Below are 11,573 nucleotides of genomic sequence, written 5' to 3' on the forward strand. Positions count from 1 at the left end.
TAGAGAAATTGTCGAGAATTGACGAGTGAACCTGTGCTGTATTTAATTTCGGCAGACGACATTTCGTGAGATGGGGATACTGTTGACGCACGACGCACGACGCACGACGCACTATGTTTCCTGCTGCAACAACCTTCAGTTTTTTTTTTGGTGGCTCAGACTTTTTCAGTACTCTTGCCAAATCTAGCCGGAAGATGCCGTCGTTCGTTGCAAACTTAATGAGTCATCATAGTGCGAAGCCATCCCGCTGTCATCATTCATCCACGGTAAGTCAGCCGTTGCACGGCAGCTTCGTCCACCTCGACGCCCAGCCCCGGGCCGCTCAGTGCAGTGGTAAATCCATCGGCTTGCGCTACCGGTGTGGCGACAAGTTCCTGTTGAACAGCCACAGGAAATGGCTTGAGTTCAAATAAACGTGTGTTTGGAGATGCGAGGGACAGATGCAGGCTGGCCGCAGTGGTGATTGCCGTGCTCCAGGCGTGCGCGTTTACCGTTAGCCCGGCGCGACCGGCGCATCGATCGATTTCTCGGAAACCGGTGATGCCCTCCGCGCGTGCCGGATCGATGCCCAGCACATCTACCGTGGCACTGTCGATCAGGCGTTGGTAGCCAACGACAGTCCATTCGCGTTCACCGCTGGCAATAGGCACGGCTACCGCGGTCTTAAGCAGGCGATAGTCTTTCAGATGTGTGGGATAAAACGGCTCCTCGACCCAGCCTATGTCGTGCTCGGACATGCGCCGCACGGTGTCGATGGCAGTGTCGGCATCCCAGCGCAGCCCGTTGCCCACGTCCACCAGGATCTCCACGTCCTGCCCCGCCGCGCGCCTCAGGCCAGCTACCAGTGCAATACTGCTTTCGGGATCATGGCCGATAGTGGAGAGCGATTTTTTGCCCAGCCCCAGCTTTACGCTGCGAAAGCCTGCATTGAAGAACCCCATGGCTTCGTCAATGCAGGCCGAAAGGCTTTCCTTGTTGACGTGGCAACTTGCGTTGGCGGGCAGCCGGTCGTGATGCTGACCCCAAAGCGCGGACAGAGGCTGACCTTGAATTTTTCCGTGTATGTCCCAAAGCGCCATGTCGATTGCGCTGATTGCGAAGGAAGCGATGCCCCCCTCGCCGTACCACCAACTATGATCACGCATTTTCTGCCAGCACTGCGCTACGCTGGTTTCTCCGGCCTGCAAAAGTAACGGCCCAAACCCTTCTTCGATCAAAAGCGCTGTTGCGCGGCAGGCTTCGGGCCACATGGCAATCGCCTCGCCCCATCCGACCACGCCATCGGTTGTTTCCAGCCGCGCCAGGACTGTCATGCGTTCCCGGTTCAGGTCGTTCGGGTCAACGTACCGCAGGACGTAGGTCTTCAAACGGGCGAGTTTCATTCGAGTGGTCTCCGATGGATTTGGGTCTTGACTTGTAAAAAAGACTATAGTTTAATGAAATTATTGTCAAGTGACCAAGTGGCCTGTCCATTTTGAAAATTACTGTAAACCACGCAGTAATCGACATATCCGTGCACTGGTTTTCTACTTTTGGATGTATTCGTATGCAGTCAGCCCCTAAATTCCAAGCCACCAACGTTGAACGCGATCCTGTTTCCGAACAGGTAGTGGCCCAGCTGCTCGGGATGGTCCGTGCCGGCAACCTTAAAGCCGACGATCGCTTGCCGTCGGAACGCGAGCTGGCGCAGTCCTTTGGCGTGAGCAGGCCCACCATCCGCGAGGCGGTGCGCGCGCTCGTGGTGCTGGGTGTGCTCAAGACGCGCCACGGTGGTGGTATTTTCGTATCCAGTCTTCGTGCTGAAGCGCTCCTGGGGCCGTTGCAGTTCTTTCTGTCGCTAGAGGAAACATCGGTTGATACCTTGTACGACGCGCGCCAACTCATCGAGGGCGGCATCGCCGCACGGGCCGCCAAGGCCGCAAGGGCCGAAGACGTGGCCCTCCTGCAGGCGTTGATTGAGCAGCAAAGGGCCGCTATCGATGACCCACAGGCATATCGAAAACTAGACATCGCATTCCATGAACACATCCACGCCCTGGGTGCCAACCCGTTTCTATCGCGGGCGGCGAGCAGTCTCAATACGCTTGGCCTGGAATTTCGCACCACGGCTTCTGAATCGCGAGAGGTTATCGCCCAGAGCCTGCTCGACCATGATGCCATCGTCGCGGCATTAGGCGCCAACGATAGCGCGGCCGCCGAGCAGGCGATGCGCCAACATATGTGCAACGTTCTGGAATCCACCCGCGAGTCGATGGCAGCCGCCCGGCAATCTCAACACACATTTACTCAAGGAGATGCCTGATGAGCACACTTCCCCGTTTTGATGGCGCTACTGTCGTGGTAACTGGCGCGGGCCGCGGCATTGGTGCTGCCGTCGTGCGTCAGCTGTTGCGAGCCAATGCATCCGTCCTGGCGTTAGTGGAGCCCGGCACAGAAGCCGATTCCGAACTCAATGGCTTGACGGCGTCCAACGGCGCGCAACTGCGGGTACTGGCCGTGGACGTTCGCAGCACGGCAGACGTCGCTCTTGCGGCAAGCGTGGCTGTAAGTGATTTCGGCCGGGTCGACGCGCTCGTGAACAACGCCGGCGTGATTCGCCCCATCGGATTGCTGGGAGACCTGGACGCCGACGCCTGGGCGCAGGTGCTCGCGGTCAATGCCGGCGGCGCTATGCGCTGTGTCCGGGCTTTCCTGCCACTGCTGCTAAAGCGCCGCGGCACCGTCATTAATATGAGCTCGGGTGCAGCATACCGGCCACTGGAAGGCTGGAGCGCCTACTGCGCAAGCAAGGCCGCGCTGGTGATGCTTTCGCGCGCCATTGACCTTGAATATAGCAGCCAGGGAATCCGCGTTTTTTCTCTTGGTATCCCGCCCACTGACACGACCATGCAGGGCGCTATCCGGGCCTCCGGCATGAACGAGCTGAGCAAGATCCCCCAGCATGACCTGACCCCACCGACCGTGACGGCTGCTGTTGCTGCCTGGTTGTGCGGGCCCGATGCGCGCAGCCAGATTGCAAAGATCGAAATCGACGTGCGCGACCCTGAATTTGCGCGCTTCGCACAGGAATCCAAATGAGCGTTTCGCGGAAAAAAAGGCGCGTCGTCGTGACCGACTACACCTTTCCCGATGTGGCGGCCGAGCGAGCCGCAGCCGAGCAACTGGGTGCCGAGTTTATCGCCTGCCAATGCAAAAACCCACAAGAGGTCGTGCGGGCGGTGAAGGGGGCGGATGTAGCGCTTGTGCAGTTCGCGTCGCTCACCGCGCAGGCTATTGCTGGCATGGCCGAAGGCGCTAGCATCATCCGCTATGGCATCGGCTACGACAATATTGATCTGGCGTCGGCGTTCGATCGCGGCTTTGCCGTAGGCTATATGCCAGATTACTGCACTGAGGAGGTGGCCGACCATACCGCTTCCCTGGTGTTGGCCGCACTGCGCAAGCTGTCGCAATTGGACGCGTCGGTGCGGGCGGGCGACTGGAACGCAGTCGCAGTGGCCAAGCCTATCAAGCCCTCAGGCGAGACGACGATTGGTTTTCTGGGAATGGGGCGCATCGGCAGCCTGGTGCTCGCGCGGTTGCTGCCCTTTGGCTTTCTGGTGTCGGACCCGCAGGTGAATGCAGAGCGCGCGGCTGAAATGGGAGTGACCAGCGTAGATCGCGAGGCGCTGTTCAGACAGACCGACGTGCTCTCGCTTCATGCGCCCGCCACAGCCGAGACTACGCATGCAATCAATGCGCAAACATTGCGCACCATGAAACCCAACGCCATTATTGTCAACACCGCGCGTGGCCAGCTGATCGATGAAGCGGCGCTGGCCGAGGCATTGGCTTCCGGCGTGATCGGCGGCGCTGCCCTTGATGTGTTTGAGACGGAGCCGCTACCGCCGCAATCGGCGCTTCGCGCAGTTCCCAATCTCATTCTTACACCGCACGCCGCCTGGTATTCCGATACCTCCATTGTGCGGCTTCAGGAACTCGCAGCAATCGATATCGAGCGATTGCTGTCTGGTCTCGCGCCGCGCCGTCCGGTACCTGGCTCTCGCATTCGAGCCTAACAGGTGGATCGCTAGCCGGACGAATGTGCGTTAGCTATGCACCATCGAACAACATTATGTATGGATAAACGGAGAACAGCATGCCCCAATACACCAGTGCCGAGCGTCGTGTCACGATCGATGAAATTTGCGCCAGCGGTTTTTCTACCCCACTGGATGCGCCGACGGTACCTCGTTTTCCCTTCGGATTTCGCAACGTTGAGGTGCTAAGCCTGGCGTATCGTTCGGACCCCGACAAGATGGGATACTTGCTTCCACCACCGCTCGAACTCAGTGGCGACGTGGTGTTGATTCATATCTACAAGATGAACGACACCGATTGGCTCGGGCCTTACGGCGAAGCCAATGTGATGTTCGGCGCACAGCTGCCTTCGAAACAGGTCAGTGGTGCCTACTCGCCTTACCTTTACCTGAGTTCAGACGTAGGCGTGGCGCACGGGCGCGAAATCCATGGCCAACCTAAGAAATTCGGACTCCCCAAGCTTGAGGTCCGGGACGATGCATGGGTAGCCACGGTTTCCCGAAATGGCATCGATGTCATTACCGGCACAATGGCCTATAAGCAAAAACGAGGCGACATTGCCGCGCTTTCCCAATTGATGGACTTTAGAAACAACTTCAATCTGAAGGCGATCGACCATATTGACGGTACACCCGCCATTCGGCAACTGACCTCCCGCAGCCTGACCGACGTGGTTGTGCACGAATGCTGGGAGGGAGATTGCACCGTCGAACTGCGGCCGAACATCCAGGCGCCTGTTTACCGATTGCCGGTTGTGGAAATGCTTAGTGCTTTCTATTGGCGCGCGGACTTCACGCTAGTGCAAGGCCAGGTTTTGCATGACTATCTTGCGCCTGACTTAAACAACAATTTGAACCATACCTAATGTGGCGAATTTGACAAAAAACACTTAATACTACAAAGGAGACAATCATGCCCCAGGACAACGAGCCGTTAACCGACTCCGCCCGCCGTACCCGTAACGAATTATCAAAGACACAAACGCAAGCCGACCCTTCCGACATCACGCCCAAAAAAATAAGGCGTGTCTTGTGGGCCGCGATCGTCGGTACAGTGATCGAATGGTATGACTTCGTCCTCTTTGCCGTGGCCTCGGGCCTGATTTTCAACAAACTATTTTTTCCGTCCTTGTCGCCGACAGCGGGTACGTTGGCCTCGTTCGCGACGTTGGCTGTCGGGTTTCTGGCGCGTCCGATCGGCGGCCTGATCATTTCTCATTTTGGGGACAAGAAGGGCCGAAAACCCGCGCTGGTGTTCACGATCGCGCTGATGGGCCTATCGACAATCGCTATCGGCCTTCTTCCCACCTATGCACAGATCGGTATCATGGCGCCCGTGTTGCTTGTCGTGTTACGTCTGTTGCAAGGGATCGGGGCCGGCGCGGAGTACGCAGGTGCCCTGATTCTTGTGGCGGAATATGTTCCAGCCAAGAAGAAGGGGTATTACACTGCTTTTGTCTTGTCGGCTACGGTGGTTGGTCTGCTTCTGGCATCGATTATCTTTCGCCTGATCTCCCAGTTACCTGAAGAAGATCTGTTGACATGGGCGTGGCGCATCCCCTTCCTGTTCTCAGCTGTGCTCGTCATCGTCGCGCTATATATTCGCAAGAGCCTGGAAGAGACCCCTGAGTATGTCAGGGCCGTCCAACATGCGAGCGAGCAGAAGCGTGCGGCCTCCATTCCGCTCGGCGAGGTGCTTCGCAAGCAGCCCAAGGCATTGATATGTGGCTTTTTAGCCATGTCAGGCGCCAACGCCGCCACTTATACGCTCAATAGCTTTGCCTTGAGTTACATGGTAAACAACTTGGGGTTTACTAATTCAGATGCCCTGAATGTCATTATCCTTGCTGCCATCGCCGGCATTGTTTGTACTCCCATTATGGGAAAACTATCCGATCGTTTCGGCCATGCCAGGATGTATGTATTGGGTACCCTGTTTATCTTGCTTTATGCTGCGCCCATGTTCTGGTTGATGGATTCGAAAAATATCGTTCTGGCTGCTTTGGCGATGATTATCGGCTACGGTGTGGGGTTTGGCTCGGTTGCAGGGTCGCAGGGCGCATTCTTAACTGGCCTGTTCCCGACCCGCTATCGCTTTACCGGGATCACCTTTGTGCGGGAAATGAACGGGGCCACGGTAGCTGGAATGACGCCCTTTATCGCGACTTGGCTTACCGAACAGGCGGGTGGCAGCTCCACCTATCTTGTTGGTTATTTGATCACGCTTTGCGCTATTTCAATCCTTGCTATTCTGGTTCTGCGGCATAACAAGCAGCCTGACGAAGAGGTTGCCCTGCAAACGTGAGGCGAGAGCAACGGAATGTTGGTCGGGACGGGGAGGGTAGTGCTCGCCGTGCCCCGCCATGGGCGGTCGTTGACGTAAGACGGGTTGAGGCGTCAACGGCGAGTTGAGTTTATTCAAGATTTTGTGATATGACGGACTAAGCATAGCCGGGCAAAAAACCGGCCTCATTTGCAAAGCATAAACCATGAACGAAAATGAACAATTCCTGCAGCGCCTGCGCGCCGAAGACGAAATCAAGCGTGTATTGCAACTGTATTGTCGCGGCGTGGACAGACGCGAGTTTGACGTGGTGCGAGGCGTTTACCACGCTGACGCCATGGACTATCACGGCACCTACAACGGCAATATTGACGGCCTGATCCAGTGGATAACCCGACGCCACGAAGGCGTGGCGCAATCCATGCACCTGCTGGGCAACTGCCTGATCGACTGGCGCGGCGAAGATGTCGCTTTGGTGGAAACCTACTGCGTGGCATACCAACGGCTTAAGCCGGATGACGGAGTGTCTGCCTCGAATGTGGGGCTGAAAGTAGGCGGCAGCGGCCAGCAGACGCAGGTGCGGTGTCGTTACCTGGATAGGTTTGAAAAGCGGGAAGGGGCGTGGAAGATTGCCAATAGGGTGGTGGCGTATGAGTCTTTGCTGCTGGAGGACGCACCGGAGTCGCCGTTTGCGGAAGGGATGCAGATGGCGACGCGAGGGAGGGATGATCCGTTGTGGGGGTTGATCGCGCTCGCCGCTCCCCACCATGGGCGGTCGTTGACGTCGAAGAAATAACGAATTTTGGATAAATCAAATTATCATTGATATTTAATTATGCCGACTTGGGAATAATGCCTTTATGCAGACTGGGTGTGCCGTGATTGGCAATCAGTTCCTGCTTAATTCCGCAAATTCGCCACTGGCCGTCATGCTTGTTCAGATCAAAATAATACCGACCGTTGGAGTGGAAAAAATCAGCCTCTGAAGTGCAATCGGCAGTTCTGAATCTAAGAATCAAGTAATTGCACCTGGCGGTTGCCTCATTTTCGGACACGGTAACTAGCAAATTGGAAAAGGTATGTTGCATTCTCAGCTCGCTGAGCGCCGCTTGTCGCAAGGCGATGTACTCCGAGCTGGACATAAGCCGAGGCGGATCGTTCCTGAAACTCGAATAGTCGACATGCAGTTCTGCCGACAGGCATTCGTTCATCAACTGCCAGTCCTGTAAGTCAAAAGCGCTCTGGAAATGACACAGGCGATCATGGATCGCGAGTCTTTCATACAGATAAGCGTTATTCATACCGCATTCCTTTCAAGTGTAATTTACCGCTTACCGAGCCACGGTATCCAATAGTCTTGTTACAGACCATCGCACGAAAACGAGCGTCTATGCTGTGATCAATCGGATATTACGTTTGACATTAGCATATTGCGCTTTTCTGAGCGCCGTAGGAGTCTCCGGCCTTCAGCCCGGGGAGGATGTCAACCAAGTGGGTTGCTGCAGTCGATCACTCACCAGGTGGATTGCGTGTCCCCTCGCGCTCGAGCCATGAGCGGAACAGCAGTACTACGTCATCGGCAGACCTTTCATCCGGAACGTAAGTGCAATAGCTGCGTGACGGCAGGCGTGGGCCGTTAAACGGTGCAACAAGCCGGCCGGCAGCAAGATCGTCTGATACAAGCGACGTTGGTCCCATGGCGATGCCCATGCCGTCGATGGCTGCCTGCAACGTCAGGTAGAAGTGATCGAAGGTCAGGGTGGCCGTCGGAGACAGGCCGTAAACCTGTGCCTTTGCCAGCCAGTCTGGCCACACTCGCGGCAGGCTGGTTGTGTGCAATAACGTATGTTGTCGCAAGTCATCCGGCTCGCGTAGCGGCAGGCGCGAGAGGAGCGCCGGGCTGCAAACCGGCAGCCGCTCCTCGGACAGGAACGGTCTCATCGAATAGCCATAGAACGTGTCCGGACCGCCGCGGATGATGACGTCGTAGGTCTCTCTCAGGCTTTCCACCGGCTCGTTCGACGTCTCTACTCTGACGTCTATGTCGGCATGTTCGCTACGGAATTTCTCCAGCCGTGGCACCAGCCAGCGCAAGGTGAACGTTGCCGATGCATTCACGGACAGCGTCCGGGAGACGGTTGCGGGCACACCATAGCTGGCTGTAGCCCGCGTCAACTGTTCGAACAGGGGGTCGATTTGCGCCAGATAGGCTCTGGCGTCTGCAGTAAGCACCACGCGCCGGTTATGTCGTTCAAACAATGGCACGCCCAGCCATGCTTCAAGCAGGCGCACCTGCTGGCTTATCGCGCCATTGGTAACGTGCAGTTGCGCAGCCGCTTCCTTGAAGCTGCCTAGTCGGCCGGCAGCTTCGAAGGCACGCAACGCGTTCAGTGGTGGGAGTCTTTGTTTCATTCGAAATAGTTTATCTAATACGAAGTGCCAATTTATCTGGTTTGTTGCCCAAGCACAAGATAGATATACTTCTTACTACACTTTTTTTTCGGGCCCTGCATGCTCAGCTATGCTTATATTGGTGGTTTCGTCCTGCTTGCAGCGCTGCTTCATGCGAGCTGGAACGCGCTTTTGCATGGCAATGGCGATCGCCTGCTGTCCATGACGTGGATGAGCGTGGCCATCGCGGCAGTCTCTACGGTCGTGATTTTGTTCATTCCATTGCCAGCGCGCGCGGCCTGGCCATACATCATCACCTCGGGACTGATACACATCGTCTACAACGTAAGCCTTGTGCGGTCGTACCGTCGCAGCGACCTGGCGCAAGCGTATCCGATTGCACGCGGTTCCTCGCCGCTGTTCGTCACACTGGGCGCGGCGCTCTTCGCAGATGAGGCAATCGGGCCTTTGCACGCCTTGGGCATCGTGATGATTTCGGGTGGCATTATGGCGATCGCGCTGCAGGGGCGCCAGGTGTCGCGCAAGGGCGTACTGGCTGCGCTGATGACGGGTGTGATCATCGCGTTCTATACTGTGATCGACGGCATTGGCGTGCGCTTGTCGGGCGGGCAGGCGCTTTCGTACACTGCGTGGATGTTCCTGTTTTATTGGCTGATGCCGGTTTTGTTCGTTGCCAGGCGCGGGCTCGCAGCGCTGTTGACGTCGGTACGCACGGCGCCAAGGACAACTGGCATATCGCTGATCGGCGGCCTGGTCTCGCTTGCGGCATATGGCATCGTGATCTGGGCGTTGCAGTCGGGCGCGATAGGTGCAGTCTCGGCATTACGCGAAACCAGCGTGGTGTTTGCCGTGCTTATCGGACGAATGTTTCTGCAGGAAACGGTGAGTGCAAAACGCTGGCTCGCATGCCTGACTGTCGTGGGCGGAGCGGTTTGTCTTGGACTTTGACATTGACTGAAAGGATGACTTCATGGTTAAGAAAATAGCAACCACGCAGCTTGAGATCGCCTACGAGGAACAGGGCAACGCCGATGGATGGCCGGTCGTTCTGCTGCACGGCTTTCCCTACGACATCCATGCCTATGAAGAGGTCACACCGCAACTAGTAGCGCGGGGAGCACGCGTCATCACGCCGTTTCTTCGGGGATACGGGCCTACCCGATTTGTTGATGAGACCATACGTCGCTCGGGACAGCAGGCCGCGCTGGGGGCAGACTTGCTGGCATTGCTGGATGCATTGAAGATCGAACAAGCCGTGGTCGGCGGATATGACTGGGGTGGGCGGGCCGCCTGCATCGTGGCCGCGTTGTACCCTTCAAGGGTGCGGGGCCTGGTTTCCGTGAACGGCTACAACATACAGGATATTGCCGCAGCCATGCAACCGGCCAGCCCGGAAAAAGAGTATCGGCTATGGTATCAATACTATTTCCATGGCGAACGCGGTCGCGCCGTGCTGACAGAAAACCGCCATGCATTCTGTAAACTCTTGTGGTCCTTATGGTCGCCGACCTGGCGCTTTGACCAGAACACTTACGCCCGCTCCGCTGCGGCGTTTGACAATCCCGATTTCGTCGACGTTGTCATCCATTCGTATCGACACCGATTCGGGTTGGTCGATGGCGACCCGCTGTTTGACGACATGGAAAAGCGTCTGGCCAGTGCGCCGCCCATCTCCGTACCCACGATTACACTGGAGGGGGATGCCGATGGGGTGACGCCAGTGGCAGATGGACAAGCAAATCCATCGCGCTTCACAGGACGTCATGAAAACCGGATCATCCCCAATGTGGGCCACAATCTTCCGCAGGAAGCGCCCGACGCCTTCGCTGCGGCTGTGCTGGATATTAACGACTGGGCAGGCTAATGCTCTGCACGCAAGGCAGTTGCCCAGCGTTCAATTCCCACCATACGGCCCAATGAGATGCCATCAGCCGGACCGCTGTGAAAAATCGGAAAGCGCAACGCAATCCGGTGTCTATTTGATGATTGACGGGCGCAGCAGTGCGATGTGTGCGCACTCTCGCGATTATTTCGGAGCGTGATGAAAGAAGCCAACCTGCAAGTTGGCTTCTTTGGTTCGTCTGGTCAGGGCTTGAGCGTTTTGATCCAATTGTCGAGCGCGTCCGCCAACGCTTGCGGCTGCTCCGGTACAAGCGCGTGGCTGGCATTGGCAATGACAACCGTGCTGATCCGGGCGCCGAACTCTTCTTTCATTTCCTGGCGGGTCGACTCCGGTTTGAAAGGATCAAGTTCGCCCTGTACTTCCAGCAAGGGAGCGTGTCCGCCTGACCACCATTCCGACTGCGGGGTCGCTTTGCCCGCTGCGCGTTGGCTCTTGGCGACATCGCCATAGCTGCCGTTCAACCAGGAACGTGCATCATGCCCTTTGGCAAAAAAACCGAATTGCAATGCGGCTAGCCGCTGGGCTTGTGGCACGCTCTGGTCGGTTGCATGACGCACTTTTTCCACCAGCTCCGGCATGGCTTCTGGATAGCTTTTGGCCGCCGCAGCAATGATGATGACACCACGTACTGCGTCCGGGTGATCAACCGCCGTCATGCGAGCGACCCAGTTGCCGAAAGCATGACCGGCAATGATGACGGGCTTTTTGGCAACCTGCTGGATAACCTGGTTAATATCATCGGCCAGGTCATGCAAGGTGATGTTTTCTGTCGGGCCCAGGCTTTTGCCGATCCCGCGCGGCTCCGGGCGAATAACCTGGTAGCCTTTTTTCTGCAGGAATGGCACCAGCGGATCAAAATCTTCTGCGCCCCGACCACGAGACTCTATCAGTACAA

Annotated in this window: 12 protein-coding genes; 8 read left to right on the forward strand and 4 right to left on the reverse strand. The window is 56.8% G+C overall.

From position 1 onward, the window contains the following. Positions 1-257: 257 nt before the first annotated feature. Positions 258-1,382: a mandelate racemase/muconate lactonizing enzyme family protein gene (locus ACTIKR_RS05985; protein ID WP_193090637.1), complete on the reverse strand. Its 1,125-nt coding sequence runs from the start codon at positions 1,380-1,382 to the stop codon at positions 258-260. Between the two features lie 164 nt (positions 1,383-1,546). On the opposite strand from ACTIKR_RS05985, the gene ACTIKR_RS05990 reads away from it, so the two are divergent. From ACTIKR_RS05990 to ACTIKR_RS06015, 6 genes are all read left to right on the forward strand, one after another. Next, a complete protein-coding gene (locus tag ACTIKR_RS05990) occupies positions 1,547-2,302 on the forward strand; it encodes a FadR/GntR family transcriptional regulator (RefSeq protein WP_193090636.1) in 756 nt (251 codons plus the stop codon). Beyond that, positions 2,302-3,078: an SDR family oxidoreductase gene (locus ACTIKR_RS05995; protein WP_193090635.1), complete on the forward strand. Its 777-nt coding sequence runs from the start codon at positions 2,302-2,304 to the stop codon at positions 3,076-3,078. The genes ACTIKR_RS05990 and ACTIKR_RS05995 overlap by 1 nt, the downstream gene beginning before the upstream one ends. Further along, complete coding sequence (locus ACTIKR_RS06000) at positions 3,075-4,058, forward strand: C-terminal binding protein (protein ID WP_442327338.1); 984 nt, start codon at positions 3,075-3,077, stop codon at positions 4,056-4,058. Before ACTIKR_RS05995 ends, ACTIKR_RS06000 begins: the two co-directional genes overlap by 4 nt. Positions 4,059-4,138: 80 nt before the next feature. Beyond that, positions 4,139-4,945 carry an acetoacetate decarboxylase gene (locus ACTIKR_RS06005; protein ID WP_193090633.1) on the forward strand — a complete coding sequence of 269 codons (807 nt, stop codon included), beginning with the start codon at positions 4,139-4,141 and terminating at the stop codon, positions 4,943-4,945. A gap of 47 nt (positions 4,946-4,992) precedes the next feature. After that, positions 4,993-6,384 carry an MFS transporter gene (locus ACTIKR_RS06010; protein ID WP_193090632.1) on the forward strand — a complete coding sequence of 464 codons (1,392 nt, stop codon included), beginning with the start codon at positions 4,993-4,995 and terminating at the stop codon, positions 6,382-6,384. 184 nt (positions 6,385-6,568) lie between these two features. After that, positions 6,569-7,159: a nuclear transport factor 2 family protein gene (locus ACTIKR_RS06015; protein ID WP_193090802.1), complete on the forward strand. Its 591-nt coding sequence runs from the start codon at positions 6,569-6,571 to the stop codon at positions 7,157-7,159. A 37-nt stretch (positions 7,160-7,196) separates the two neighbouring features. Here ACTIKR_RS06015 and ACTIKR_RS06020 read toward each other — a convergent pair whose 3' ends face one another. Then, entirely contained in the window at positions 7,197-7,664 is a 468-nt protein-coding gene (locus tag ACTIKR_RS06020; RefSeq protein ID WP_193090801.1) for a nuclear transport factor 2 family protein, read from the reverse strand. A gap of 208 nt (positions 7,665-7,872) precedes the next feature. Beyond that, positions 7,873-8,775 (reverse strand): transcriptional regulator GcvA, encoded by a 903-nt coding sequence (gene gcvA, locus ACTIKR_RS06025; RefSeq protein ID WP_442327339.1) that lies wholly within the window; start codon positions 8,773-8,775, stop codon positions 7,873-7,875. A gap of 99 nt (positions 8,776-8,874) precedes the next feature. On the opposite strand from gcvA, the gene ACTIKR_RS06030 reads away from it, so the two are divergent. Next, complete coding sequence (locus ACTIKR_RS06030) at positions 8,875-9,723, forward strand: DMT family transporter (RefSeq protein ID WP_193089095.1); 849 nt, start codon at positions 8,875-8,877, stop codon at positions 9,721-9,723. Positions 9,724-9,745: 22 nt separating this feature from the next. Then, positions 9,746-10,639: an alpha/beta fold hydrolase gene (locus tag ACTIKR_RS06035; RefSeq protein WP_193089096.1), complete on the forward strand. Its 894-nt coding sequence runs from the start codon at positions 9,746-9,748 to the stop codon at positions 10,637-10,639. Between the two features lie 221 nt (positions 10,640-10,860). Here the strand turns inward: ACTIKR_RS06035 and ACTIKR_RS06040 are convergent. After that, the coding region (locus tag ACTIKR_RS06040; RefSeq protein WP_442327340.1) for an alpha/beta fold hydrolase at positions 10,861-11,573 on the reverse strand (713 nt) is incomplete at its 5' end.

The sequence above is a fragment of the Advenella sp. genome, assembly GCF_052108595.1.
GTDB lineage: Bacteria > Pseudomonadota > Gammaproteobacteria > Burkholderiales > Burkholderiaceae_B > Advenella.